Below are 23,963 nucleotides of genomic sequence, written 5' to 3' on the forward strand. Positions count from 1 at the left end.
CGGCCCCCCCCCACGGCCCGGAACGACCCCGGGGTGGACAGCAGCACGGCCTTGGTCGGCTCGCCCACCTCCACCGGCTCCAGCCGGCGCAGCGCGGCCAGGCCGGTCAGCCGCCGGTCGGCCAGCACCTCGTCCACGAGACCGCGGTCGCCCCCGGTGGCCAGCCCGACGCAGGTCGCGACGTGCGGCCCGAGCACCCGGACGGCGGTCTCCACCGCGTGGTCGACGACCGCGTCGGTCTGGTTGCCGCGCCGGCGGGCGAAGCGCTGCTGGGACCACCCGCCGGCCGCCGTCCGGCCCTGCACGAGCCGGGCGTCGACCTTGGAGACCACCAGGTCGCCGCCCTCGAAGACACCCACCGCCCACCGGCCGCGGCGGACCAGCAGCACGGCCACCCGGTGCCGCGACCGCGCGGCGGCGCCGAGCCGGGCCAGCGGCGTCGGGCCGGGGCCGTCCCAGCCCAGCGGCGGGTCCAGCCGGAGGACGGCGTCGTCCACGCAGGTCACCGTCACGCCGTCGGCATCGGCGACCACGTCGGCGAACGCACCGTGCCGGCCGGCCGCGTTGTCCAGCCACCGCTCCAGCCGCTCCGGCGGCACCAGCACGAGCCGGCCACCCCCGGCGGCAGGTCGGGATCGGGTCACCGGGCCCACCCTGCCAGGTGGGTCAGGCGGTCGTGGCGGCCACCGCGTCGACCCGGGCCCGCCACCAGGCCTCGAACGCGTCGGCCGGCATCGCCGGCGCGTAGAGCCAGCCCTGCGCGTGCGGGACGCCGATCTCGGCGACCAGCTCGCGCTGCGCCGGGGTCTCGATGCCCTCGGCGGTCACCTCGGCCCCGACCGCGGCGGCCAGCCCGACCACGCCGCACAGCAGGGCCCGGGCGTCGGGCGCCGTGGTGGCCACCGTCCGGTGCCGACCGGGCAGCAGGGACCGGTCGAGCTTGAGCACCCCGAAGGGCAGCCGGCCCAGCAGCCCGACCCCGGCGTGCCCGGCGCCGAAGTCGTCGAGGGCCAAGGTCACGTCGGCGTCGGCGAGGGCCTGCACGGCGGCCAGCCGTGGCGCGGTGAGGTCCAGCTCGTCGTGCTCGACCACCTCGAGCATCAGCCGGTCGGCCGCGGTGCCCGACAGCGCGCAGGCCTGCTCGACGGTGCCGACCAGCCCCGGCGCGTGCAGGCTGGACCGGCCCAGGTTGACCCCCACCCGGTGCACCCGGAGCCCGGTGGCGTCCCAGGCGGCCAGCTGGCGGAGCGCGGTGAGCAGCACGTGGGTGTCCAGGCAGGCACCGAGGCCCACGGACTCGGCGACCCCGACGAACGAGTCCGGGGGCACCAGGCCGAACCGGGGGTGGCACCAGCGGACCAGCGCCTCGGCGCCCAGCGGCGCCCCGTCGGCGACGGCGACCACCGGTTGGTAGTGCACCTCCAGCGAGCCGTGCCCGGATCCGCCGTCCAGCACGGCGCGCAGGCTGCGCGCGAGCGGCGTCCCCGTTGTCGTCACCCACGCATTGTCGGACGAATCCGTCCGGAACTGCAGCCCAGCAACCAGGTTTCCCCCGCAGGGGGTGACGCACGGTACGCACACCCCTCCGTCAGGTGCGCGTACTGCACGGCCTGTCACGCCGTGGCGGCGCCGTGCCCCCGCACGTGCGGCAGCCCCGCGGCCACCCAGGCGTGGAACCCGCCGACGACGTCGGTGGCCGTGGCCAGCCCGATGGAGCGCAGCGCGTCCGCGGCCAGGCTGGAGGTGTACCCCTCCGAGCACAGCACCAGGACGTCGACGTCGTAGCCGGTCGCCTCGGGCAGCCGGGCGTCGGAGTGCGGGTCGAACCGCCACTCCAGCACGTTGCGCTCGACGACCAGGGCGCCGGCGACCCAGCCCTCCCGGTGCCGCTGCGCCGCGGGCCGGATGTCGACCAGCAGCCCGCCGGCGGCCATCCGGGCGGCGGCCTGCAGCGGGTCCACCCGCTCGATCCGGGAACGCGCGGCGGCCAGCAGGTCGTCCACCGACACCGCGCCGGCCGGGCGGACCGGGGCCGGACGGCGGGCGACGACCGGGTCGGCGGCGGCAGCGGCGTCGGCCGCGGGACGGGGCAGGACCGCGGTCACCAGTCCACCCCCGCGCGCTCGGTGCCGATGCGGACCAGGCCGGTCTCGTCGACCTTGTAGGTGTTCATCAGGCTCAGCCGGGGTGCGTAGACGTGCACGCTCACCGCCGGCTCGTGCAGCGTGTTGACCACCTGGTGCACGTAGTGCGGGCCGAAGAAGCGGACCCGGCCGGCGGCCAGGTCGGCCGTGCTCTGGTGCGGGGTGCGGCCCGTGCCGCGGGACACCACGCGCTCGGTCAGCGTGCCGCGGGCGACCGCGAAGGCGCCGGCGGAGCTGCCGTGGTCGTGCAGCGGGGTGCCCTGGCCCGGCAGCCAGGACAGCAGCCAGATCTGGGCGCTGTGCAGCTCGGCGTGCAGCGACGGGTCGAGGGCGGCGGCGACGTCGGCCGGGTCCAGCAGCGAGGTCCAGCGGGACTCCTCGCGGTACTCGACCCGGTCGGCCCAGAGGTCCGTCCGGACGGCGAGGGCGACGGCGAGCGCGGCGGCACCGGCCGGGGCGGTGGCCGCGGCGGTGGTGGAGGCAGGGGTAGGCGAAGGGGGCAGCACGGTGGTCACGAGATGTCCTCGGATGGCAGGGCGCGGCCGAGCTCGACGGTCGGCGCGCGGGGTGACGGTGGTCGGGGCCTGAGGCGGGTCAGCAGCCCGGACAGAGCGCGCTGGCGACACGCAGCAGGTCCACGGCGGACCTCCGGTGCAGCTCGAGCGAGTACGTCACGCCCTGGAGGCAACCACACGGCGCCGTCCGTGGCAACCAACCACACCGATCTGGTGCACTTTTCGCGTGCCCCGCAGGGTCAGCGGGCGAGGGCGGGCGTGCCGGCGTGCTCGGCGGGGACGACGAGCAGCCGCTGGAACGCCGCGACCACCACCCCAGCCATCGCCGCGGCGACCGTGGCCACCAGGAACGCCCGGTTCGCACCGGCCTCGTCGACCACCTGGCCGGCCACCGACGCACCCAGCGCGACCCCGATGGCCAGCGCGGTGCCGATCCAGGTGAACGCCTCGGTGACCGCCACCCGCGGCACCAGCACCTCGGCGAGGGTGAACGCGCTGATCAGCGACGGCGAGACGGCCACCCCAGCCAGGACGACGAACGGGATCATCACCCACAGGTCGTCGACCAGCAGCAACGGCAGGCTGAGCACCACGAACACCGGCAGGACGACGAGCAGCCGCAGCCGGACCGGGGCGCGGAAGTGCACGGTGCCCCACCCGATGCCCGAGACCATCGAGCCGATGGCCAGCGCGGCGATCAGCAGGCCCGAGTACGACTTGGCGCCGACCTCGTCGGCGAAGGCGACCAGCGCGATCTCCAGGGTGCCGAGGATGGTGCCCACGGCCAGCCCGACGACGAACAGCACCCGCAGCCCCGCCGTCCGCATGGCCGAGGGCCCCTGCCGGCTGGCGTGGCCGTGCGCGGGCGGTTCGGTGCGGGCCTGCGCGGCGAAGGCGAGGCTGCCCACCACGGCCAGGCCGAAGGCGGTGACGACGCCCGAGGTGGTGTGGCCCGTCGTGGACAGGAAGGTGACCAGCACCGGGCCGACGATGAAGACGAACTCGTCGACCACCGACTCCATCGCCAGGGCGGTCGGCAGCCGGGGCGTCCCGCGCAGCAGGTGGGTCCAGCGCACCCGGATCATCGAGCCCACCGGCGGGATGCACGCCCCGGCCAGCGCGCCGGTGGCGAACACGATCCACAGCGGCCAGCCCTCCCGGACGGAGAACAGGAACCCGAACCCGGCGAGGACGAAGACCACCAGCAGGGGCAGCAGCACCCGGCGCTGGCCCAGGGTGTCGGCCAGCCGGCCGAGGACCGGACCGCTGATCGCGGTGGCCACGGCACCGGCAGCGGCGACCCCGCCGCCGAGGGCGTAGGACCCGGTGTAGTCCTGCACCAGCAGCACGCTGCCCAGCCCGATCATCGACAGCGGCAGCCGGCCGACGAAGGCCGCCGACACCATCGGCAGCGCGTGCGGCGTGCGCAGCACGTGCAGGTACGGGTTGGGCACGGGGGGAGGGCCTCCGGGGACTGGGGGTTCCGGTACGACGCTAACCGGCGACCGCACCCCACGCCCGGGCGAGGGTCAGGACGGCGGGCGCTCCAGGGGCGGCCGCTGGTACGGGGTGGCCGTGGGGTAGGCGTTGGTGCCGGGGCCCGACGGCGACCGCCAGGCCTCGGGCTCCGAGCGCGGCAGGACGGTGTAGTCGTCGTCCCGGTCCTCGCGGTCGTCGCGCTCGTCGCGGGTCTCGCGGACCCGGCGCCGGCCACCCGGCAGCAGACCGACGACCACCAGCAGCGAGCCCAGCAGCAGCGCGATCCCCAGCTGCAGCACGACCGGCAGGCCGGCCTGCAGCTGGTCCACCCCGGTGCGCACGTCGGCGTAGAACGCCGGCCGCACCCAGGCCGCGATGCCGGCGGCCAGCAGCAGCAGGCCACCGACCAGCGGGGCGAGCGGGGACATCCGGCGCAGCACGACGAGCAGGCCGAACAGGACGCCGGCCACGCACAGCAGCGTGAACCCGGTGGTGCTGACCCGGCCCTCGCGCGCGACGACCTCGCCCAGGCCGAAGACCAGCACGACCGAGGCCACGGCGACCAGCACGACACCGAGGAAGAAACCGAACAGGTGCCTCATGGCCACAAGCTAGCCGCGTCGGGGCCCGCCGTCGACGCTGACGGCGGGCCCCGGCGCGGCGTTCAGGAGAGGCGGCTCTCGAGGATCGACAGCTCGTCCCACATCGTCGTGGGGAGCTTGTCGCCGAACTTCTGGAACCACTCGGTGATCTGCGGGATCTCCGCACGCCACTCGTCGGTCTTCACCGCGAGGGCGGCCTCGACCTGGTCGCGGGACATGTCCAGGCCCGCGACGTCGAGGGAGTCCGGGGTGGGCACGTGGCCGACCGGGGTCTCGACAGCGGCCGCGGTGCCCTCCAGCCGCTCGACGACCCACTTGAGCACCCGGGAGTTCTCCCCGAAGCCCGGCCACAGGAAGCCGCCCTCGTCGTCCCGGCGGAACCAGTTGACGTAGAAGATCGACGGCAGCTTGGCGGCGTCGGCGGACTTGCCGGTCTCGACCCAGTGGTTGAAGTAGTCGGCGGCGTTGTAGCCGATGAACGGCAGCATCGCGAACGGGTCGCGGCGGACGACGCCGACGGCACCGGTCGCGGCCGCGGTGGTCTCCGAGGACAGCGTGGCGCCCATGAACACGCCGTGGTTCCAGTCCCGGGCCTGGCTGACCAGCGGGATGGTGGTCTTGCGACGACCGCCGAACAGGATGGCCGAGATCGGCACGCCCTTGGGGTCGTCGTACTCGGTGGCCAGGATCGGGCACTGGGTGATCGGGGTGCAGAACCGGCTGTTGGGGTGGCTGCTGGGCTCGTCGGAGTCCGGCGTCCAGTCGCGGCCCTTCCAGTCGGTCAGGTGGGCCGGCGGCTCGTCGGTCATGCCCTCCCACCAGACGTCGCCGTCGTCGGTGAGCGCGACGTTGGTGAACACCGAGTTGCCCTGGTCGATCGCCCGCATCGCGTTGGGGTTGGTGTCCCAGCCGGTGCCCGGGGCGACCCCGAACAGGCCGAACTCCGGGTTCAGCGCGTAGAGGCGGCCGTCCTCGCCGAACCGCATCCAGGCGATGTCGTCGCCGAGGGTCTCGACCTTCCACCCGGGGATGGTCGGCTCGAGCATGGCCAGGTTGGTCTTGCCGCAGGCGCTGGGGAACGCGGCGGCGATGTAGTGGACCTTCCCCTCGGGGTTGGTCAGCTTGAGGATCAGCATGTGCTCGGCCAGCCAGCCCTCGTCGCGGGCCATGGCCGAGGCGATGCGCAGCGAGTAGCACTTCTTGCCCAGCAGGGCGTTGCCGCCGTAGCCCGAGCCGTAGGACCAGATCATCCGCTCCTCGGGGAACTGGACGATGTACTTGGTCTCGCTGCAGGGCCACGGGACGTCGGCCTGGCCCTCGTCCAGCGGGGCACCGAGGGAGTGCATGGCCGGCACGAAGGGGCGGTCGGTGCCCATGGCCTCGAGCGCCGCGGTGCCGATGCGGGCCATGACCCGCATGGAGACGACCACGTACTCGGAGTCGGTGAGCTCGACGCCGAACATCGGCGCCTCGGCCTCGATCGGGCCCATGCAGAAGGGGATGACGTACATCGTCCGGCCGCGCATGCACCCGCGGTACAGCTCGGTCATGACGGCCTTCATCTCGGCCGGTTCCATCCAGTTGTTGGTGGGACCGGCGTCGGCCTCGTCGACCGAGCAGATGTAGGTGCGGTCCTCGACCCGGGCGACGTCGCTGGGGTCGGACTGGGCCAGGAAGCTGTTCGGCTTGGCGGCCAGCCGGGTGAAGGTGCCCGCGTCGACCAGCTGGTCGGTGAGCCGGGCGTACTCGGCGTCGCTGCCGTCCACCCACACCACGCGGTCCGGGGTCGTCAGCTCCGCCATCTCGGCCACCCAGGCCAGCAGCCGGGTGTGGGTGGTGGGGGCGTTCTCCAGACCGGGGGTGGCCACGGACGTCACAGGGCGTCTCCATCCTCTGTTCCCGTCGGCGCGGAGCTCGCGCCGGCGGTGGTGCGTCGCAGCCGCTCGGCGGATGCGATCTGTGGAGGCTAGCGCCGCGACGGGGGCTCCGACAGCCGAAACGGGTGAGACGTATCTGACGTCTACCCGTTGGTAATACGTCTGGGACGTCTACGGGTCGGCACGGGTCGGTTCGGAGCTCCCCGGGCCGGGCAGGACACGCCCATGACCGTCACCGATCCCGACGTCCCGGACCCCGCGAACGACCCCCGCACCCTGCAGGCCGACCCCGGCGCAGCCGGTCAGGGCGCCGACCTGGCCTCCACCGAGGACGACCCCGAGGCCGCCGGCACCGACGAGCCCGACGTCGCCGACGACCCCGCCGGCGCACCCGACGAGCAGCTCACCGAGCAGCAGCCCTGACCCGGCCGTCCCGCGCACCGGCCCTCAGGGTCGGGCGCGGGCGGCGAGTGCCGCCAGGGCGGCGGCGACCTCGGCCGGTGCCTCCAGCGCGGTGAGGTGGCCCGACCCCGGGACGACGACGGCCTCGGCGTCCGGGCGCAGTGCCCGCAGCGCGGTCAGCCGCTCCGCCGGCGGGGTGGGCCCGTCCAGCTCGCCGAACAGCAGCAGCACCGGACCCGGGAAGTCGCGGACCGCGACGGAGGTGTCCGGGCGGGCGGCCAGCGCGCGGCACACCCAGGCGACCCCGGCGGGGTCCATCGAGCGGATGACCGACTCCACCCGGCCGGCCAGCTCCGGCCCCGCGTGCGGACCCAGGCCCTCGGCGACCGAGTCGAGCACCACCTCGATGCCGCGCTGCTCCAGGTCGTCGGCGGCGCGGCGGCGGTCGGCGGGCACGTCGGGCGGACCGACCTCGGTGGTGGTGTCGCACAGCGCCAGCGCGGCGACCCGCCCCGGCGCCCGGCCGGCGAGCATCGCCGCGACGTAGCCGCCGGTCGACAGCCCGGCGACCACGGCCCGGTCCAGGCCCAGCTCGTCGAGCAGCGCCAGCACGCCGTCGACGGCGAGCTCCAGCGACGGATCCCCGGCGGTCGGCGAGCCCAGGCCGGGCAGGTCCACCGCGATCGGCCGCAGCGGGGCCGGCAGCGACGCGGCGACGTCGTCCCACAGCCGGTGGTCCAGCGGGAACGCCGGCAGCAGGACGACGGCCGGGCCGGTGCGGTCGGGGAACGGGTCGGCGTGCCGGAGGGCGGGGCCGGGAGCCGGGGACTGGGTCATCGCCCTCCCCTACCCCGGCTTCAGAACCGGAAGCGGCCGACCTCGTAGGGGTAGCGCACCACGACGTCGCCCATGGAGACCTTGCCGCGCACGACCAGGTGCAACCGGCCCGGCTGCGGACCGCCCGGCACCTTGCTCTTCACGCTGCCCAACCCGACCACCACGCCGTCCACGTCGGCGGTCGCGCCGTCGGGCAGGAGCAGCCGGGCCGTGCCGGCGCCCAGCTTCAGCCGCACCTCGACCACCTGCTGCGGCACCACCGCGCGGGAGAAGTCCAGGACCGCGTCGCCCATGGTGCTCTGCACCTCGAACACCGGGGGCACCTGCCACCCACCGGTGCGTTTGACGTCGCCGACGGTGGACTTGAGCACCACCGGCGCCGGGCCCTCCGGCGGCGCCGGCTGCCACACCGCCGGGGCGCCGGGCCGGGCGGCGAGGCCGGTCGGGTGCTCCGGGGGCAGGTCGGCCAGCGGGGGCTCGAGGTCGTCGGCGTAGAGCGCCGCGTAGACCTGGCCCAACCGCTCGTCGAGCTCGGCGAAGGTGATCCGGCCCTCGGCCATGGCGGTGTGCAGGCGCTGGGCGGCGTGCTCCCGGTCGGCGTCGGAGATCCGGTACCGGCGCGGCTCCTCCATGCCCCGACCCTAGGTCACCGGGGCGTCAGGTCACACGCTGCAGCTGTCGCCCTCGCAGCCGGCGGCCGGGGGCACGGTGGCCAGCGGGTGGCTGTCGGCCCAGGCGCGGTCCAGCAGCTGCAGCAGCACGTCGGGGTCCTGGGCACCGGAGGCGCCGTAGGTGCGGTCGACGACGAAGAACGGCACCCCGGTGGCACCTAGCGCGCGGGCGGTGGCGATGTCCTCCTCGACGGCGGGGAGGTACCGGCGGTCGGTCAGCGCGGCCCGGGCCTCCTCGGCGTCCAGGCCGACCTCGGTGCCCAGCTGCACCAGCGAGTCGACGTCGAACACCGACGTGGACTGCTCGAAGTGCGCGTGCAGCAGCCGCTCCTTGAGCTCGCCCTGCAGCCCGCGCTCGGCGGCCAGGTGCAGCAGCTGGTGGGCCAGCAGGGTGTTGCCGGCGACCCCGTTGGCCAGGTCGTAGTGCAGCCCCTCGCGGAGGGCGAGGGCGTCCATCGAGGTCATCTGCTCGCGCATCTGCTCCTCGGTGCGGCCGTACTTGCGGGCGAGCGCGGGCAGCGTCGGGTGCACGTCGCCCTCGGCGACGGACGGGTCGAGCTGGAAGCTGCGCCAGGTCACCTCGACGGCGTCGGCGTGCTCGAACCGGGCCAGCGCGGTCTCGAACCGGCGCTTGCCGATGTAGCACCACGGGCAGACGACGTCGGACCAGATCTCCACCTTCACGTGCGCGCCAACAGCTCTTCCCCGCGCGGTGTTCCCGGGCCAGGATCGGGAGGGTGTTCGACCACCTGGGCATCCCCTGCGCCGACCCCGAGGCCGCGCTGGCCTTCTACCTGACCGCGTTCGCGCCGCTGGGGTTCCGGGAGGCGATGCGCTTCCCGACCCCGGCCGGCCCGGTCATCGGCCTCGCGGACGGCGACGGCCCACCGCACTTCTGGCTCTCCCCGCACGGCGGCGCCACCGCCGGGGAGGTCCACCTGGCCTTCGCCGCCCCGGACCGGGCCGCGGTGGACGCCGTGCACGCCGCCGCGGTGGCCGCCGGGTTCGAGGTGCTGCACGCACCGCGGGTCTTCCCGGAGTACCACCCCGGCTACTACGGCACGTTCCTGCGCGACCCCGACGGCAACAACGCCGAGGCCGTGCACCACACGGTCGGCTAGAGCCGGCCCAGCAGCGCCAGCAGGCCGACCACCAGACCGGCGACCACCAGCAGGGCGACGGTGACCCCGGCGACCCAGAGGCCGATCTTCGCGTCCCGCGGGAGCGACTCGTCCCAGCCCTGCTCGCGGGCGGCCCAGCGGACCAGCTCCCGGCCCTCGCCGAGGCGGAAGTCCCACCCGGCGGCGACCCCGAGGGTGCCGTCGTCGCGCAGGCCGTACTCGCGGCCCTTCTGGAAGCCGATGGCCCGGCCGGAGGTCATCTCGGCCGTGCCGCGCAGCACGAACCGCGGCTGCCCGCCGCCGAGCTCCACCCCGGCCTGCCAGTCCAGGTCGAAGGTCCGGTCGTTCACCGTGAACCGCTTCGCCGCCTCGTCCAGGCGGACCTGGTGGGTGACGGTCTTGCGCAGCCCGTTGCGGAAGGCCAGCGTCGTCCACTGCGCGTCGACGGCGTCCAGGACGACGTCGAAACCGCCCTCGGCCGGGACGACGGTGTACGGGCTGGACCCGGCCAGCTGGTGCACGCGCGAGGCGAACGCCCAGCCGGCCGAGCCCGGGGTCGGACCGGTCAGCGGACGCCGACCAGGTCGACGACGAAGACCAGGGTCGCGCCGGGCTTGATGACCCCGCCCGCGCCGCGGTCGCCGTAGGCCTTGTGCGCGGGGATGGTCAGCCGGCGGCGGCCGCCGACCTTCATGCCGGCGATGCCCTCGTCCCAGCCGGCGATGACCATGCCGACGCCCAGCCGGAACTCCAGCGGGTCGCCGCGGTCCCAGGAGGCGTCGAACTGCTCGCCGCCCTCGTGGGTCACCCCGACGTAGTGCGCGGAGACCAGGCTGCCGGAGGTGGCCTCGGCGCCGTCGCCGACGGTGATGTCCTCGATCACCAGGTCGGCGGGGGCCGGACCGGTCGGCGGCTCGACGTCGGGGCGGGTCAGCTCGGCCACGGGGGCCTCCTCGTGCACGGAGCCGGGCGGGTCCCGGCGTTCGCCGACCACCCAACCAGACCGCTCAGCGCAGCGCGGGCTCGCGGTCGAGCGGTACCACCTGGGCGACGACGGCGGTGACGGCGGCGCGCAGGTCGGCGGCGGCACCGGCCTCCCCGGCGAGCTGGCGCACCAGCGCCTGCTGGAACAGGCCGTCGAACAGGGCGTACATGACCGACGGGGTGACCAGCGGCGTGGTGCCCACGAGCTCGGCGAACCGGGTCACCACCCGCCAGACCATGCGCTCGAGGCTGGCGTCGATGGCCGCGACGTCGGCCCGGAAGGTCTCCTCGAACATCGACTGGTTGCGCAGGTCGTACCAGAGCCGGTGCATCTGCGGCTCCTCGACCAGGGTCTGCGCCAGCTTGTCCAGGAACCCCTCCTGCAGCTGCGCCGGGGTGGTCGCGGTCGCCACGACCTGGTCGTAGCGGGTCACGCAGATCGCCTTGTACTCGCGCACGCAGTGCGTGATCAGGTCGACCTTGTCCCGGAAGTAGTAGTGCAGGACGCCGTGGCTGAACTCGGAGTTCTGGGCGATCTCGCGCAGGCTCGTGCGGGCGTAGCCCAGCTCGGCCAGCGTCCGCAGCGTCGCCGCGGCCAGCTCGGCCCGCCGCGCCGCGAACTTGTCCACCCGCTCGGTCATCCCGCCTCCCTCCGTGGTCCGGCCGAGGGTAGCCCGACGACCGATTCCTTGACGATCGTCCAAGAAACTCTTGACAGTCGTCAAGACACCTGGCGAGCATGGCCCACGTCACAGCACGACCGCCGGCCAGCGTGGGCCGGGGCGTGGGTGGCGCGACGACACGGAGGTTGGTCGATGTCCGTCTTCGACCTCGCAGGAGGCAAGGCACTCGTCACGGGGGGTGCGCGCGGTCTGGGGCAGGGCATGGCCGAGGCGCTCGCCCGGCACGGCGCGTCGGTGGTCATCGCCGACCTGCTGGACTCCGACGGCAAGGCCGTCGCCGAGCAGATCGCCGAGGCCCACGGCGTCACCACCGGGTTCGTGCACCTGGACGTCACCGACGAGGCCAGCTGGGAGGCCGGCACCGCCGAGGCCGCCGCGCTGCTCGGCGGGCTGGACGTGCTGGTCAACAACGCCGGCGTCGAGATCTCCGCGCTGATCAGCGAGTTCCGCCCCGAGGACCTGCGCACCATGCTCGAGGTCAACGTGCTGGGCACCGCGCTGGGCATCAAGCACGGCCTGCGCGCGATGCGCCCCGGCGGCGTCGCCGGGTCCGGCGGCTCGATCGTCAACATCTCCTCGGTCGCGGCGACCATCGCCTTCCCCGGCATCTCCGGGTACTCGGCCACCAAGTCCGCCGTCGACCGGCTCACCCGGGTCGCGGCCGCCGAGTCGGGCAAGCTCGGCTACGGGGTGCGGGTCAACTGCGTGTACCCCGGCCTGGTCCCCACCACGATGGGCAACCAGCTCGCCGTGGACATGGCCGAGCTCGGCCTGTTCCCCTCGGTCGAGGAGGCCGTGGGCACCGTGATCGCCCTGACGCCGTCCGGCCGGCTGGGCGAGGTCGCCGACATGGCCGACGCCGTGGTCTTCCTGGCCTCGGACGCCGCCCGGTTCGTCAACGGCGCGGGCCTGCCCGTGGACGGCGGGATGGGCTCGTGACCGCCGCGACCGACAGCACCCCCAAGCCCAAGCCCGTCGTCGTCTACGGCGCCTCGGGGTACACCGGCCGGCTGGTCTGCGAGTACCTGCGCGAGCTCGGCGTCCCCTTCGTCGCCGCCGGCCGCGACGCCGCCCGGGTCCGCGAGGTGGTCGAGAAGATCCCCGGCATCGAGACCGCCTCCTACGAGGTGGTCGAGGTCGAGCACACCGTCGAGGCGCTCACCGAGCTGTTCCGCGGCGCGCAGGTGGTCTGCAACATGGTCGGGCCGTTCATCAACCTGGGCCCGCAGGTGGTCGACGCCTGCCTGGCCGCCGGCGCGCACTACCTGGACACCACCGGCGAGCAGGACTGGGTGCTGGAGTGCCAGCAGCGCTGGGGCACCGAGTTCGCCGAGGCCGGGCTGCTGCTCTCCCCCGGCATCGCGCAGATGTACACGACCGGCGAGATCGCGATCAACATCGCGCTGGAGACCCCGGGCCTGGACACCCTCGACGTCCTGGTGCTGTGGAAGGGCTTCCCGACCACCGCCTCCACCGAGACCATCTTCACCATCCTCAAGGCGGACTGGTTCCACCTGCAGGAGAACCAGTACGTGCAGTTCGAGCCGACCACCACGTTCGACGTCGTCGTGCCCGGCAGCCACGAGCTGGCGCTGGCCGTGCCGTGGGGCGGCACCTCGCACCCGGTCTGGTTCAAGGACGACCCGCGGGTGTCGACGGTCAAGGTCGCCGGCGGTGTCATGAACAAGCCGGTCATGGAGGCCGTCGTGGCCACCACCGCGATGGTCGAGAGCGAGATCAAGACCCTGCCCCGCGACCAGTGGGACGAGAAGCTCGCCGAGATCGCCAAGGCGTGGAGCGCCGGGATGCCGCCGCGGGAGAACCCGCGGCTGAACACCTCGATCGACTCGGTCCACGCCTCGGGTCCGCTGGGTCGCAAGCACGTGGTCATCCACGGCAACAGCAACTACAAGCAGACCGGGCTGCTCCAGGCCTGGGCCGCGATGTCGCTGCTGCAGCAGAAGCCGCTGCGGGCCGGGTTCGCCTCGGGCTGCCAGGCGTTCGGCCACCGACAGCTGCTCGGGGTGCTGCGCCAGTTCGGCCTGGTGCTGGACCCGGTCGTCACCGAGCACCGCTGATGTCGCTGACCTCTGCGGGCCTGACGTCGTGGCTGGACAAGGGCGCCTCCCTCGGTCGGGACGCCCCGTGCCTGACCGCCGGGGACACCACCTACAGCTACGGCGACGTCCAGGAGGTCAGCTGGCAGGTCGCCCGGGCGCTCGCGCGCTCGGGCGTCCTGCCCGGCCAGAGCGTGGCGGTGCTGTCCGCCAACGACCCGGTGGCGTTCTCCTGCGTGTTCGGCATCGCCCGAGCCGCGGCGGTCTGGGCACCGGTCAACCCGCGCAACCAGGCCGCGGAGAACCAGGAGCTGCTGGACCTCTTCGGCTGCACGGCGCTGCTGTACCAGGCCGCGTTCGCCCCGCTGGTGGCGCAGATCCGCCACCAGCTGCCCGCGCTGACCACGCTGGTCTGCCTGGACGCCCCCGACGGCGACGTGCCCTCGCTGGCGCTGTGGCTGGCCGACGTCCCGGCCGAGCCGGTCGAGGTCGAGCCGGTGGACGACGTGGTGATGGTGGTCGGCACCGGCGGGACGACGGGGCGCCCCAAGGGCGTGCTGCTGACCTCGCGGTCCATCGAGACGATGTCGGCGATCACGCTGATGAGCTATCCGTTCGCCGGGCGACCGGTCTACCTGGCGCTGGCCCCGCTGACCCACGCCGCCGGGGTGCTCTGCTTCCCGGTGATGGCGCTGGGCGGGCACGTCGTCGTCCTGCCCAAGCCCGTGCTGGACGACTTCCTGGACGCCGTCCCCCGGCACCGGGTGACCCACACGTTCCTGCCGCCGACGCTGGTCTACCTGCTGCTGGACCACGCCCGGCTGGACGCCACGGACCTGTCGTCGCTGCAGTGCTTCTGGTACGGCGCGGCGCCGATCTCGGCGGCCCGGCTGGCCGAGGCGCTGCAGCGGATCGGGCCGATGGCGCAGCTGTTCGGCCAGTCCGAGGCGCCGATGATGATCTCCACGATGGCCCCGGCCGACCACTTCCGGCCCGACGGCGGCGTGGCGGTCGAGCGGCTCACCTCCGCCGGGCGCCCCTCGCCGCTGGTCACCGTGGCGATCATGGCCGAGGACGGCACGCTGCTGCCGACCGGCGAGCGCGGGGAGGTCGTCGTCCGCAGCTCGCTGGTGATGGCCGGCTACCTGGGCGACCCCGCGGCCACCGCGGCGGCCGGCGCGCACGGCTGGCACCACACCGGCGACATCGGCTACCTGGACGCCGAGAACTGGCTGTACGTCGTCGACCGGGCCAAGGACATGATCATCACCGGCGGCTTCAACGTGTACTCCGCCGAGGTCGAGAACGCCCTCATGGCCCACCCGGACGTCGCCGACTGCGCGGTGATCGGCGTCCCGGACGAGAAGTGGGGCGAGCGGGTGGTCGCCGTCGTCCTGGCCCGGCCCGGGGCCGTGCTCGACCCGGCCGCGGTGATCGCCTCGGTCAAGGAGCGGATCGGCAGCGTGAAGGCACCCAAGGAGGTGCTGGTGTGGGCCGACCTGCCGCGCTCCACGGTCGGCAAGGTGCTCAAGACCGACGTCCGGGCGACGGTGCTGGGCACCCCATGACCGCCGCCCGGGCCGTGCTGATCCCGGCCCGGGCGGCTCGACCACCCGGGGGTCGTCGGGGGCAGCGACGACCCCCGGGGTCCTCCGGTGAACGCTGCGTTACGTCTGCCGCACCCTCCTTGCCCGCCGCCGGCCGGCAGGTTTGCATCAGGTCAGAGCCGCGGCAGCTGCCGTGCGGCCCTCCCTCCCGGGGGACACCATGACCACCCTGACCGAGCTCGACCGCGAGGCCCGCATGGGTGCACCCGGCACGCTCACCACCGACCGCGAGGTCCGGCAGATCTCCCTGGCCGACTTCGGGGCCCGCCGCGCGGAGATCACCGCCCAGCTGTGGGCCGCCGCCACCGACATCGGCTTCTTCCAGGTGGTCGACCACGGCATCTCCCCCACCGAGGTGGATGCCGCCTTCGCCGCCTCGCAGGCGTTCTTCGCCCTGCCCGCGGAGGTCAAGGCGAAGTACCCGCTGCAGAAGGGCCTCAACTCCGGCTACGAGTTCAAGTCGCAGGTGCGCCCGTCGGTGGGCACCGCCGACCAGAAGGAGTCCTTCCAGCTCACCCGGCCGCACATGGCCGGTCTGTGGCCGACCGACGACCAGGTCGAGGGCTTCCGGGAGACCCTGCTGGCCTTCGAGGCGCACTGCCGCGAGGTGGCGATGGCGGTGCTGTCCTGCTTCGCCGACGTGCTCGGCCTGCCGAGGGACTTCTTCGCCGCCCGGCACGACCCGGCCAACCCGCAGTACCAGTCCACGCTGCGGCTGATCCACTACATGGCCTTCCCCGACGAGCTGCTCGACGTCCCGGGGACCTGGCGGGCCGGTGCGCACACCGACTTCGACTGCCTGACCCTGCTCTTCCAGCGGGAGGGCCAGGCCGGGCTGCAGGTGCTGCCCGGCACCGAGGCGGTGGCACCGTCGGCCGAGGGCTACGCGTGGACGCCGGTCCCCGCCACCGACGACGCGATCACCTGCAACGTCGGGGACATGCTCATGCGCTGGAGCGACGACCGGCTGCCCTCGAACTTCCACCGGGTCTCCGCGCCGGCCCGGGGCGAGTCCACCGACCCGCGCTACTCGATCGCCTTCTTCGCCCAGGCGGACAAGGACGCGGTGATCGAGCCGCCGGCCGGCAGCCACGAGCCGATCACCGCCGGGGAGTTCCTGCTGCAGCGGATCCGGGCCAACTTCCGGGCCTGACCGCCGGTCGCAGCCGGGCCCGTCCCGGTCCGGCTGCGACGATCGCGGGGTGCACCCCTCGACGGCGGTCCGGCGGCCGACCCGGACCACGGGCCGCTGGACGGCGGGGGCAGCCGCTCTCGGCGCGGTGGTCGGGGTGGCGGCCAAGGTCGCCGACGCCGTCGGGCCGGGCTGGCTGGCCGACCTCGGGTCCTACCCGGCCGCCTGGGTGCTGGCGGTCGCGCTGCTCGGCGTCCGCGCGCCGTCCACCCGGGCCGCCGGGGTCGGTGCGGCGGCGTTCTTCGCGGTGATGAGCGTGGCCTACTACGCGTGGGCGGTCGTCGTCCTGGGGTTCGGGCTGCGCGCCAACGCCGTGCTGCTGGCGGCCTGGCTGGTGCTGTCGGTGACCGCGGTGCCGCTGTTCGCGGTGGCCGTGCGCTGGGCGGCGACCCGACGGGGAGCGCTGCCCGCGGTCCTGCTCGCCGGGGCCGGGGCGCTCGCGGTGGCCGACGGCACCGTCGCGCAGCTGTGGCTGGCCGCGGTCGGTGAGCTGCCGGCCGGGACCCCGCTGCACCCGGTGCAGGCCGTCGCCGGGGTGCTCGTCGCGCTGGTCGTGGCCGGCGCGCTGCCGCGGCACGGCCGGACCCGGGCGGTGGCGCTGGTGCTGCTGGTGCCCGCGGCCTGGGTCGCGGCGGCCGGCCTCCAGGTGCTGGCCGGCCTGCTGCCCGGCTGACCCCGGACGCCGGACGGCCCGGCGCCCCTGTCGGGGAGCCGGGCCGTGCGGTGCCGTGCCGTGCTGTGGGTCAGTCGCCCAGACCGGCGCGGTCGACCTTGCGGTGGAAGCGCATGCCGGCCAGGCCACCGAGCATCGAGCCGACCAGCGCGACGGCGGCGACGAGCAGCGCGACGACGATCGCCGTGGTGGTCAGGTCGCCCTCGTTGACGGGCAGCCGGGGGAAGGCGTTGAGCTGGCCCAGGACGTCGTACTGGTCACCGGCGACGGCGGCCAGCACGGCCACCACGACGGCGATGACGACGGCCCAGCCGAAGACGGCGATGCCCTGGCGGATGCCGTGGAAGCGGGCCATGCGGCCGGCGACGTAGCCACCGCTGTAGTAGGCCAGGAAGAGGATCACCAGCAGCGCGATGCCGCCGCCCAGCCCGACCGACGACGGGTCGGCGCTGGCCTGGTCGGCCGCCTCGGCGAGGGAGGTGTCGGTGGCCAGGCCGACGGCGGTGCCGGCGGCGGCCACGAGGGCCACGAGCAGCACCGACATGCCGGTGGCGGTCAGCCAGCCGAAGAAGGCGGAGCCGATCTTCACACCGCCGGCGCGGCTCTTCTCGGCGGCGACGACGTCGTGCCGGCTGGGGGTCACGACGGTGGGCTCACCGGCGGCGTGCGCCGCGGCGGGGCGGGTCTCGGGGTCGAGCGACACGAGGTCTCCTGGTGGGTTCGTCCGCGGGTGCGGGGGTGGTGGGTGCCGCACCTCACGGCGAGGGCGAGCTGTGCGAGGCCGGACCGGGGGGCTGATCAGCCCCCCGGCCCTACCGGCCCCGTCCCGAGGCTCGTCCCGAGCGTGCTCGGGATGAGGAGGACGGGGTCCTTCGATTACTTGAAGACGTCCTTGACCTTCTCGCCGGCCTGCTTGGTGTTGCCGGCGGCCTGGTCGCGCTGGCCCTCGGCCTGCAGCTCCTCGTTGCCGGTGGCCTTGCCCACGGCCTCCTTGGCGTCGCCGACGAGCTCCTCGGCCTTGTTCTTGATCTTGTCCATGGCGCTCATGTCTGAACTCCTCGTCGTCGGGCGCCGGAGCGCCGCGGGGGTCACGGACGATGGATCGCCCGCCATCCGGTCGACCACCACCGTTCCTACGGCGTAAGTCGAACCGGACATCCCGTCATTACGCCGTAAGACGCCCTGGCAAACCTGGTGCACGCGGACTACTTCGTTCCGTCACCCGATCGGGGGCCGACATGCCGGGGCCGACACGCGGTGCCAAGCTCAGATGGACGACGACCCGTGATCGACAGGAGGACCGTGCCACCGCGCCCACCCGGCCCCACCGACGAGGAACCGCTGCGGGAGGGCGCGGTCGTCGCGGGCGGGATCGAGCCCCCCGACCACCCGGACGACCCCGACCTGCCCGAGAACCGCGGGCTGCGGGCCGCCGAGGACGCGGTGGGACCGCCGGACCTGGGCACCCGGGTACCGCTGGACCGGGCCCGGATCATCGACGGCGCGATCGCGTTCGTCGACGCGCACGGCCTGCCGATGCTCACCATGCGCCGGCTCGGGGCCGCGCTGGGCGTCGAGGCCATGAGCCTCTACCGCTACGTCCCCGGTCGCGAGGACCTGCTCGACGGGGTGGTGGACACCGTCGTCGACGAGCTGTTCGCCGACCCGGACGTGCTCCTCGAGCCCGAGCACGGCTGGCAGGACTACCTGCAGCGCCTGGCGCACGGGGTGCGGCGGATCGCCCTCACCCACCCGGCGCTGTTCCCGCTGGTCGCCACCCGGCCGCCGTCGGCGCCCTGGGTGCGCCCCCCGCTGCGCAGCCTGAAGTGGGTGGAGTCGCTGCTGCGGGCGCTGCACACCAACGGGTTCTCCAGCGTGCAGGCGGTGGTGGCCTACCGGGCCTACACCAGCTTCCTGCTGGGCCACCTGCTCCTCGAGGTCGCCCAGCGCGGGGTGGCGATCAACGCCATCGACGACCCGGACGGCTCCCCCACCGCGAACCCCATGGACCTCGTGGAGTTCCCGCTGATCTCCGAGCTGCAGCCGCTGCTGTCGCTGGACGAGACGCTGACCGAGTTCGAGGAGTCCCTGGAGAGCCTGCTCGACCGGCTGCAGACGATGCTCGACACCGGCGCCCACCACCTGCCCCCGGTCACCGCCGACCCCCAGGTCGACGTCGACCTGCCCCAGACCGGCATCTGAGCCGGCGCCACGAGTTCCGCACCGACCGGTTCCGCCTGGGGGTCACCCGGGTAGGTGGCGGTGCATGAGCCTGCTCGGATTCCTCGACCGCGTCGCCGACAGCCCCGCCCTGGACGGCGTCGACCGCCCTGCCCGCACCGCCGTCGCGAAGGTCCTGCGGCCCACCGCCGTCAAGGACGCACTGCACGGCACCTGGCTGGGGCATCCGCTGCACCCGGTCCTCGCCCAGGTGCCCGTCGGCAGCTGGATCTCCGCCGGCGTGCTGGACGCCGTCCCCCGGTTGCGGCCGGCCGCCGCGGTGCTGATCGGCACCGGGGTGGCCGCCGCCGTCCCGACCGCGCTGGCCGGGGCCGCCGACTGGTCGGAGCAGGAGGTGGGCGTCCGCCGCGTCGGCGTGCTGCACGCGGTGCTCAACAGCGCCGCCCTCGGGCTCTACGTCGGGTCGCTGGTGGCCCGCGGGCGCGGCGCCGGCACGGCCGGCCGGGTGCTCGCCTACGCCGGACTGGCGCTGGCGAGCGGGTCGGCCGCGGTCGGCGGCCACATGAGCTACGCGCAGAGCTCCGGGGCCTCCCACTCCGCCGCGGCCGCCCGCTCGCTGACCCACGAGTGGGTCGACCTCGGTCCGCTGGACGACCTGCCCGACGGCCGGCCGGTGCAGCGCGCCGGGGAGGGCCAGGGCGAGCCCGTGCCGCTGGCCGTCGTGCGCCGCGGCACCCGGGTCGACGTGTTCCTCGACGCCTGCTCGCACCTGGGTGGCCCGCTCTCCCAGGGCGAGGTGACCCGGGTGGGGAGCCGCGACTGCCTGGTCTGCCCGTGGCACGACTCCGCGTTCGACCTCGACCTCGGCCAGCCCCGGCGCGGGCCGGCCGCGGTGCCGCAGGAGAAGCTCGCCGTCCGGGTCGAGGCCGGTCGGGTGCAGGCGCGGCTGCGCGGCCGGCACACCGGCGAGGACTGACCGGGCGGGTCAGCCGGCGCGGAGCCGGGCCGCCTGCCGGGTCAGGTGGTCCCGCTCCGCGGCGTCCACGGCCAGGGCCGCGGCCTGCACGTAGAGCTCCGTCGCACGCGGCAGGTCGCCGTCCTGCTCGACCAGGTAGGCCTCGACGGCGGTCCACCGCGGCACGGTCGCCGGGACGGCGGCCAGCGCGGCGAGGCCGGCCCGGGGGCCGTCGGCCTCGCCGACCGCGACCGCCCGGTTCAGCGCGACGACCGGGCTCCCCGCGGTGAGCCGCAGCAGCTCGTCGTACCACTCGACCACCTGCACCCAGTCGGTCTCCTCGGCCGTCGGGGCGTCGGCGTGCAGGGCGGCCACCGCGGCCTGCGCCTGGTACTCGCCCAGCCGGTCCCGGGCCAGCGCGGCCTGCAGGATGCCGGTGCCCTCGGTGACCATGTCCCGGTCCCAGCGGCTGCGGTCCTGCCGGGCCAGCGGCACCAGGCTGCCGTCGGGGGCGGTCCGGGCACCCCGGCGGGCGTGGTGCAGCAGCATCAGCGCGAGCAGCCCGGCCACCTCCGGGTGGTCGACGGCCGCACGCAGCTGCCGGGTCAGCCGGATGGCCTCCGCCGCCAGGTCGACGTCGCCCGAGTACCCCTCGTTGAAGACCAGGTAGAGCACCCGCAGGACGACGCCGACGTCACCGGGGCGGTCCAGGCGGACGCCGGCGACGGTGCGCTTGGCCCGGCTGATCCGCTGGGCCATCGTCGCCTCGGGCACCAGGTAGGCCGCGGCGATCTGCCGGGTGGTCAACCCGCCGACCGCCCGCAGGGTGAGCGCGACCGCCGCCGACGGCGACAGCGACGGGTGCGCGCACAGGGCGTACAGCTGCAGCGTGTCGTCGGTGCCCGGCACCGGCCCGGGCTCCGGCTCCTGCTCCGCCACGGCCTCCTCCCGGCGCCGCCGGGCCACGTCGGACCGGGTGGCGTCGAGGAACCGGCGCCACGCCACGGTCACCAGCCACGCCCGGGGCTCGCGCGGCGGGTCGGCCGGCCAGACGCGCAGCGCCTCGACCAGCGCCTCCTGCACGGCGTCCTCGGCCATCGCGAAGTCGGCCCCGCGGCGGACGAGGACGCCGATCACCTGCGGCACGAGCGCCCGGACGTCGTCGATCACTCGGTGATCGTGGCCGGGACGCCGTAGAAAGGCCGGACCTCCAGCCACTCGTGGATCGGCCGGCCGCCGGCACCCGGGGCGGCCGACAGCTCGCCGGCCAGCTCCACCGCCCGCTCCCAGGTGTCCACGTCGATGACCATCCAGCCGGCGATCAGGTCCTTGGTCTCGGCGAAGGGGCCGTCGACGACCGGCGGCCGGCCCTCGCCGTCGTGGCGGACCCAGGCCCCGGTGGGGGCCAGCGCCTGGCCGTCGACGAACTCCCCGTCGGCCTGCAACCGGGTCGCGAAGTCGTCCATGAACTGCATGTGCGCCGAGACCTCCTCGGGCGTCCAGCGGTCCATCGACACGTCGTTCACCGGGCTCGGCGCGCCGCGGTAGTGCTTGAGCAGCAGGTACTTGGCCATCTCGGTCTCCTCGTCGTCGGGCGGCCCATCCTGGCCGCTCCACCCGGGGGACGGAACCGGTGCGCGGTTCTCGACACCGGACCGGGGACCGGGGTCAGGGATCGCCCAGCAGCGACCAGACGTAGTGCACCGTCCGCAGGTCGGTCCCGGGTCCCTCGTGCTCGCGGGACACCTGCTCGAACCGCTGCCAGACCGCGGCGACCTCGGCCCGCAGCGCGCGCTGCTCGTCCCGGGTGAGCCGCAGCCGGCCCATGCCCAGGGCCATCTCGGTGTCGTCCCCGGCCCTGCCCTCCTCGGCCCGGCGCTCGAGCGTGCCCAGCACCCGCGAGCGCAGCGGCGAGAGATAGGTGTCGACCAGGGCCACCCGGCCGGCCGGGTCGTCGAAGGCGCTGAGCACGATGTCGTAGACGTGCGCCGGGGCCTCCCAGCGGCGCTCGCGGGCGTCGGGGCCGGGCTCCGCGCGCCGGACCAGGCCCACCCGTTCCAGCTCGCGCAGGTGGTAGCTCATCGAGCTCGGGCTCACCCGGGTGAAGACGGCGAGCTGGGTGGGCGTCATCGGCCGCTGCAGGGCGAACAGCTCCTCGAAGGCGATGAAGCGGACGGAGGAGGAGAGCACCCGCAGCTGGGCGACGTCCCGGATGACCAGCGTCTCGGCCTTGTCGGTCATGCGCCCCCCTGCCTCGCCGGGTCCGGCTCGCGGTCGTCCTGGGTCCTCCGTCGTCCACAGCGAATCAGGTCCCCGCCGGTCGGCGCCAGGCCGGTCCGGCTCACGGCGTCCCGCCCAGGGCCGCCCGGGCGGTGCGGCGCACGGCGTCGGCGACCCGGTCGAGGCCGGGCGAGCGCAGCTTCCACTGCTGCCAGCACAGCACGACGTCGACGGCACCGGCCGGGTCGAGGACCACCAGGCCGTCGTCCGGCCCGGTCTGCAGGTCGGGCAGCATCCCCCAGCCCATGCCGAGCCGGACGGCGGCCAGGTAGTCGGCACTGGAGGGCACGTGGTGCACCGGCGGCGCGGGGCGGTCGTGGGTGCGCCGGCGCAGGTAGGCGTCCTGCAGGTCGTCGGTGCGGTCGAAGGCCACCGTCGGGGCGCGCCGCAGCTCGGCCGGGGTGGCCCCGGCGGGGAACCACCGCTCGACGAAGGCCCGGGTGGCCCGCGGGCGGTAGGTCATCGCCCCCAGCCGCTCGACCGAGCACCCCGGCACCGGCTCGGGGTCGGCGGTCACCGCGGCCATCACCGTGCCCTCGCGCAGCAGCCCCGAGGTCATCGTCTGGTCGGCCACCCGGACGTCGAGCTGCACGTCGGCGGCCAGCGGGGCCACCCCCGGCAGGAACCAGGTGGCCAGCGAGTCGGCGTTCACCGCCAGCGGCAGCACCGGCGGGCCGGCCCCGGGTGCCCCGGTCAGCTGGGCGGTCGTGTCGGCGACCAGCAGCTCGACCTGCCGGGCCAGCCGCAGCACGGCGGTGCCGGCCTCGGTGGGGACGACGGGCCGGCTGCGCACCAGCAGCACCTGGCCGGTCGCCGACTCCAGCGCCCGGATCCGCTGGCTGACCGCCGACGGCGTCACGTGCAGCACCCCGGCCGCGGCGTCCAGGGTGCCGGTCTCGACGGCGGCCACCAGGGCGCGCAGCTGCGGGAGGTCCATCGACAGCGCAGCTTACGGTGCAGCAGTTCCCGTCGTGCTGCTGTCGTGGTGTGAGCCCTAGCGTCGCGGGTGTGGGAGCTGCCGTGCTGGCCGGGGTCGGCCTGGGTCTGTCGTTGATCGTCGCCATCGGGGCGCAGAACGCCTTCGTGCTGCGCCAGGGCCTGCGCCGGGAGCACGTGGCCGCCGTCGTCGCGGTCTGCGCGGTGTCCGACGTCGTGCTGATCCTGGCCGGGGTGGCCGGCACCGGGGCGGTGCTGGAGCGGGTGCCGTGGCTGGTCACCGTCGTCCGGGTGGCCGGGGCGCTGTTCCTGGCCGGCTACGCGGTGCTGGCCGCCCGTCGGGCGCTGCGGCCCACGGCGCTGGCCGCCGAGGCCGGTGGCGCCCGGGCCTCCCGCGGCGCCGTCCTCGGCACGGCGCTGGCGCTGACCTGGCTGAACCCGCACGTCTACCTGGACACGGTGCTGCTGCTGGGCTCGGTGGCCGGCACGCACGGTGCGGACCGCTGGTGGTTCGCCGTCGGGGCCTGCGCGGCCAGCCTGCTCTGGTTCACCGGGCTGGGGTACGGCGCCCGCGCGCTGCGCCCGGTGTTCGCCCGGCCCGCGGCCTGGCGGGTGCTCGACGGGGTCATCGCCGTGGTCATGGCTGCGCTGGCGGCGTCGCTGCTGCTGGGTGCCGCCTGATCCCGCCCCTCCGCCGCGGCGTGGATCAGGTCCGACGACGACCGTGCGTCCTCCGCCACCGACGTCGGGTGCGGAGGATGCACGGT

General features: G+C 74.7%; 29 protein-coding genes. 10 read left to right on the top strand and 19 right to left on the bottom strand.

Annotation, left to right across the window (positions count from 1 at the left end; all coding sequences use genetic code 11):
- From UXQ13_RS22225 to UXQ13_RS22255, 7 genes are all read right to left on the bottom strand, one after another.
- Nucleotides 1-644 (bottom strand): acVLRF1 family peptidyl-tRNA hydrolase (locus UXQ13_RS22225; RefSeq protein ID WP_336392990.1); only part of this gene is annotated, 644 nt, incomplete at its 3' end.
- A 22-nt stretch (nt 645-666) separates the two neighbouring features.
- On the bottom strand, nt 667-1,497 hold the full coding sequence (locus UXQ13_RS22230; protein WP_225233319.1) for an EAL domain-containing protein: 831 nt from the start codon (nt 1,495-1,497) through the stop codon (nt 667-669).
- A 116-nt stretch (nt 1,498-1,613) separates the two neighbouring features.
- Nucleotides 1,614-2,105: a rhodanese-like domain-containing protein gene (locus UXQ13_RS22235; RefSeq protein ID WP_225233320.1), complete on the bottom strand. Its 492-nt coding sequence runs from the start codon at nt 2,103-2,105 to the stop codon at nt 1,614-1,616.
- Entirely contained in the window at nt 2,102-2,659 is a 558-nt protein-coding gene (locus UXQ13_RS22240) for a cysteine dioxygenase (RefSeq protein WP_225233321.1), read from the bottom strand. Before UXQ13_RS22240 ends, UXQ13_RS22235 begins: the two co-directional genes overlap by 4 nt.
- A 239-nt stretch (nt 2,660-2,898) precedes the next feature.
- Nucleotides 2,899-4,113, bottom strand: a complete 1,215-nt coding sequence (locus UXQ13_RS22245) for an MFS transporter (RefSeq protein ID WP_336392991.1) — start codon at nt 4,111-4,113, stop codon at nt 2,899-2,901.
- 75 nt (nt 4,114-4,188) lie between these two features.
- Nucleotides 4,189-4,740, bottom strand: coding sequence for a hypothetical protein (locus UXQ13_RS22250; protein WP_336392992.1), 552 nt, complete (start codon nt 4,738-4,740; stop codon nt 4,189-4,191).
- A 62-nt stretch (nt 4,741-4,802) separates the two neighbouring features.
- Nucleotides 4,803-6,617, bottom strand: coding sequence for a phosphoenolpyruvate carboxykinase (GTP) (locus UXQ13_RS22255; protein WP_225233323.1), 1,815 nt, complete (start codon nt 6,615-6,617; stop codon nt 4,803-4,805).
- Between the two features lie 225 nt (nt 6,618-6,842).
- Here UXQ13_RS22255 and UXQ13_RS22260 point away from each other — a divergent pair, with 225 nt between their 5' ends.
- Nucleotides 6,843-7,040, top strand: coding sequence for a hypothetical protein (locus UXQ13_RS22260; RefSeq protein ID WP_336392993.1), 198 nt, complete (start codon nt 6,843-6,845; stop codon nt 7,038-7,040).
- A 24-nt stretch (nt 7,041-7,064) separates the two neighbouring features.
- Here UXQ13_RS22260 and UXQ13_RS22265 read toward each other — a convergent pair whose 3' ends face one another.
- The 3 genes from UXQ13_RS22265 to UXQ13_RS22275 are packed head-to-tail and all read right to left on the bottom strand — an operon-like array spanning nt 7,065 to nt 9,211.
- Nucleotides 7,065-7,856 carry an alpha/beta fold hydrolase gene (locus UXQ13_RS22265; RefSeq protein WP_336392994.1) on the bottom strand — a complete coding sequence of 264 codons (792 nt, stop codon included), beginning with the start codon at nt 7,854-7,856 and terminating at the stop codon, nt 7,065-7,067.
- Between the two features lie 20 nt (nt 7,857-7,876).
- The gene (locus UXQ13_RS22270; RefSeq protein WP_336392995.1) at nt 7,877-8,488 is read right to left on the bottom strand and encodes a DUF1707 SHOCT-like domain-containing protein; all 612 of its coding nucleotides are present in this window, start codon (nt 8,486-8,488) and stop codon (nt 7,877-7,879) included.
- A gap of 30 nt (nt 8,489-8,518) precedes the next feature.
- The gene (locus UXQ13_RS22275; protein ID WP_336392996.1) at nt 8,519-9,211 is read right to left on the bottom strand and encodes a DsbA family oxidoreductase; all 693 of its coding nucleotides are present in this window, start codon (nt 9,209-9,211) and stop codon (nt 8,519-8,521) included.
- Nucleotides 9,212-9,264: 53 nt separating this feature from the next.
- On the opposite strand from UXQ13_RS22275, the gene UXQ13_RS22280 reads away from it, so the two are divergent.
- Nucleotides 9,265-9,648: a VOC family protein gene (locus UXQ13_RS22280; protein ID WP_225233328.1), complete on the top strand. Its 384-nt coding sequence runs from the start codon at nt 9,265-9,267 to the stop codon at nt 9,646-9,648.
- Here UXQ13_RS22280 and UXQ13_RS22285 read toward each other — a convergent pair.
- The 3 genes from UXQ13_RS22285 to UXQ13_RS22295 all read right to left on the bottom strand — a co-directional run bounded on the left by UXQ13_RS22285 (nt 9,645) and on the right by UXQ13_RS22295 (nt 11,273).
- Nucleotides 9,645-10,169 carry a hypothetical protein gene (locus UXQ13_RS22285; RefSeq protein ID WP_336392997.1) on the bottom strand — a complete coding sequence of 175 codons (525 nt, stop codon included), beginning with the start codon at nt 10,167-10,169 and terminating at the stop codon, nt 9,645-9,647. The genes UXQ13_RS22280 and UXQ13_RS22285 overlap by 4 nt on opposite strands.
- A 44-nt stretch (nt 10,170-10,213) precedes the next feature.
- Nucleotides 10,214-10,591, bottom strand: coding sequence for an FKBP-type peptidyl-prolyl cis-trans isomerase (locus UXQ13_RS22290; protein ID WP_318249972.1), 378 nt, complete (start codon nt 10,589-10,591; stop codon nt 10,214-10,216).
- Nucleotides 10,592-10,655: 64 nt separating this feature from the next.
- Entirely contained in the window at nt 10,656-11,273 is a 618-nt protein-coding gene (locus UXQ13_RS22295; protein WP_225233330.1) for a TetR/AcrR family transcriptional regulator, read from the bottom strand.
- Nucleotides 11,274-11,447: 174 nt separating this feature from the next.
- Here UXQ13_RS22295 and UXQ13_RS22300 point away from each other — a divergent pair, with 174 nt between their 5' ends.
- From UXQ13_RS22300 to UXQ13_RS22320, 5 genes are all read left to right on the top strand, one after another.
- On the top strand, nt 11,448-12,254 hold the full coding sequence (locus tag UXQ13_RS22300) for an SDR family NAD(P)-dependent oxidoreductase (RefSeq protein WP_336392998.1): 807 nt from the start codon (nt 11,448-11,450) through the stop codon (nt 12,252-12,254).
- Nucleotides 12,251-13,393 carry a DUF5938 domain-containing protein gene (locus tag UXQ13_RS22305; RefSeq protein WP_336392999.1) on the top strand — a complete coding sequence of 381 codons (1,143 nt, stop codon included), beginning with the start codon at nt 12,251-12,253 and terminating at the stop codon, nt 13,391-13,393. The genes UXQ13_RS22300 and UXQ13_RS22305 overlap by 4 nt, the downstream gene beginning before the upstream one ends.
- Complete coding sequence (locus UXQ13_RS22310) at nt 13,393-14,940, top strand: AMP-binding protein (RefSeq protein WP_336393000.1); 1,548 nt, start codon at nt 13,393-13,395, stop codon at nt 14,938-14,940. Before UXQ13_RS22305 ends, UXQ13_RS22310 begins: the two co-directional genes overlap by 1 nt.
- Nucleotides 14,941-15,139: 199 nt before the next feature.
- Nucleotides 15,140-16,132, top strand: coding sequence for an isopenicillin N synthase family dioxygenase (locus UXQ13_RS22315; RefSeq protein WP_336393001.1), 993 nt, complete (start codon nt 15,140-15,142; stop codon nt 16,130-16,132).
- A 49-nt stretch (nt 16,133-16,181) separates the two neighbouring features.
- Nucleotides 16,182-16,844, top strand: coding sequence for a DUF6518 family protein (locus UXQ13_RS22320; RefSeq protein ID WP_336393002.1), 663 nt, complete (start codon nt 16,182-16,184; stop codon nt 16,842-16,844).
- 70 nt (nt 16,845-16,914) lie between these two features.
- Here the strand turns inward: UXQ13_RS22320 and UXQ13_RS22325 are convergent, their stop codons facing one another.
- Together UXQ13_RS22325 and UXQ13_RS22330 are read right to left on the bottom strand one after the other, a co-directional pair.
- Nucleotides 16,915-17,547: a hypothetical protein gene (locus UXQ13_RS22325; protein WP_336393003.1), complete on the bottom strand. Its 633-nt coding sequence runs from the start codon at nt 17,545-17,547 to the stop codon at nt 16,915-16,917.
- 173 nt (nt 17,548-17,720) lie between these two features.
- Nucleotides 17,721-17,891, bottom strand: a complete 171-nt coding sequence (locus UXQ13_RS22330) for a CsbD family protein (RefSeq protein ID WP_336393004.1) — start codon at nt 17,889-17,891, stop codon at nt 17,721-17,723.
- Nucleotides 17,892-18,146: 255 nt separating this feature from the next.
- On the opposite strand from UXQ13_RS22330, the gene UXQ13_RS22335 reads away from it, so the two are divergent.
- Nucleotides 18,147-19,046, top strand: coding sequence for a TetR/AcrR family transcriptional regulator (locus UXQ13_RS22335; RefSeq protein WP_336393005.1), 900 nt, complete (start codon nt 18,147-18,149; stop codon nt 19,044-19,046).
- A gap of 64 nt (nt 19,047-19,110) precedes the next feature.
- The gene (locus tag UXQ13_RS22340; protein WP_225233339.1) at nt 19,111-20,001 is read left to right on the top strand and encodes a Rieske (2Fe-2S) protein; all 891 of its coding nucleotides are present in this window, start codon (nt 19,111-19,113) and stop codon (nt 19,999-20,001) included.
- Between the two features lie 9 nt (nt 20,002-20,010).
- Here UXQ13_RS22340 and UXQ13_RS22345 read toward each other — a convergent pair whose 3' ends face one another.
- The 4 genes from UXQ13_RS22345 to UXQ13_RS22360 all read right to left on the bottom strand — a co-directional run bounded on the left by UXQ13_RS22345 (nt 20,011) and on the right by UXQ13_RS22360 (nt 23,197).
- Nucleotides 20,011-21,150, bottom strand: coding sequence for an RNA polymerase sigma factor (locus tag UXQ13_RS22345; RefSeq protein WP_336393006.1), 1,140 nt, complete (start codon nt 21,148-21,150; stop codon nt 20,011-20,013).
- Nucleotides 21,147-21,554, bottom strand: a complete 408-nt coding sequence (locus UXQ13_RS22350; protein WP_225233341.1) for a YciI family protein — start codon at nt 21,552-21,554, stop codon at nt 21,147-21,149. Before UXQ13_RS22350 ends, UXQ13_RS22345 begins: the two co-directional genes overlap by 4 nt.
- A 94-nt stretch (nt 21,555-21,648) precedes the next feature.
- Nucleotides 21,649-22,221, bottom strand: coding sequence for a winged helix-turn-helix domain-containing protein (locus UXQ13_RS22355; RefSeq protein ID WP_225233342.1), 573 nt, complete (start codon nt 22,219-22,221; stop codon nt 21,649-21,651).
- A gap of 100 nt (nt 22,222-22,321) precedes the next feature.
- Nucleotides 22,322-23,197 (bottom strand): LysR family transcriptional regulator ArgP, encoded by an 876-nt coding sequence (locus tag UXQ13_RS22360; protein WP_225233343.1) that lies wholly within the window; start codon nt 23,195-23,197, stop codon nt 22,322-22,324.
- A 71-nt stretch (nt 23,198-23,268) separates the two neighbouring features.
- Here UXQ13_RS22360 and UXQ13_RS22365 point away from each other — a divergent pair, with 71 nt between their 5' ends.
- Nucleotides 23,269-23,877, top strand: coding sequence for a LysE/ArgO family amino acid transporter (locus UXQ13_RS22365; RefSeq protein WP_336393007.1), 609 nt, complete (start codon nt 23,269-23,271; stop codon nt 23,875-23,877).
- Nucleotides 23,878-23,963: the final 86 nt, after the last annotated feature.

It is taken from the genome of Klenkia terrae (assembly GCF_037083865.1).
GTDB lineage: Bacteria > Actinomycetota > Actinomycetes > Mycobacteriales > Geodermatophilaceae > Klenkia > Klenkia terrae.

Excerpts from the sequence above, each read along its gene's own strand:
- UXQ13_RS22250 (WP_336392992.1), bottom strand. The coding sequence starts at position 4,740 with ATGAGGCACCTGTTCGGTTTCTTCCTCGGTGTCGTGCTGGTCGCCGTG.
- UXQ13_RS22260 (WP_336392993.1), top strand. The coding sequence starts at position 6,843 with ATGACCGTCACCGATCCCGACGTCCCGGACCCCGCGAACGACCCCCGC.
- UXQ13_RS22265 (WP_336392994.1), bottom strand. The coding sequence starts at position 7,856 with ATGACCCAGTCCCCGGCTCCCGGCCCCGCCCTCCGGCACGCCGACCCG.
- UXQ13_RS22270 (WP_336392995.1), bottom strand. The coding sequence starts at position 8,488 with ATGGAGGAGCCGCGCCGGTACCGGATCTCCGACGCCGACCGGGAGCAC.
- UXQ13_RS22295 (WP_225233330.1), bottom strand. The coding sequence starts at position 11,273 with ATGACCGAGCGGGTGGACAAGTTCGCGGCGCGGCGGGCCGAGCTGGCC.
- UXQ13_RS22300 (WP_336392998.1), top strand. The coding sequence starts at position 11,448 with ATGTCCGTCTTCGACCTCGCAGGAGGCAAGGCACTCGTCACGGGGGGT.
- UXQ13_RS22310 (WP_336393000.1), top strand. The coding sequence starts at position 13,393 with ATGTCGCTGACCTCTGCGGGCCTGACGTCGTGGCTGGACAAGGGCGCC.
- UXQ13_RS22315 (WP_336393001.1), top strand. The coding sequence starts at position 15,140 with ATGACCACCCTGACCGAGCTCGACCGCGAGGCCCGCATGGGTGCACCC.
- UXQ13_RS22330 (WP_336393004.1), bottom strand. The coding sequence starts at position 17,891 with ATGAGCGCCATGGACAAGATCAAGAACAAGGCCGAGGAGCTCGTCGGC.
- UXQ13_RS22340 (WP_225233339.1), top strand. The coding sequence starts at position 19,111 with ATGAGCCTGCTCGGATTCCTCGACCGCGTCGCCGACAGCCCCGCCCTG.
- UXQ13_RS22350 (WP_225233341.1), bottom strand. The coding sequence starts at position 21,554 with ATGGCCAAGTACCTGCTGCTCAAGCACTACCGCGGCGCGCCGAGCCCG.
- UXQ13_RS22355 (WP_225233342.1), bottom strand. The coding sequence starts at position 22,221 with ATGACCGACAAGGCCGAGACGCTGGTCATCCGGGACGTCGCCCAGCTG.
- UXQ13_RS22360 (WP_225233343.1), bottom strand. The coding sequence starts at position 23,197 with ATGGACCTCCCGCAGCTGCGCGCCCTGGTGGCCGCCGTCGAGACCGGC.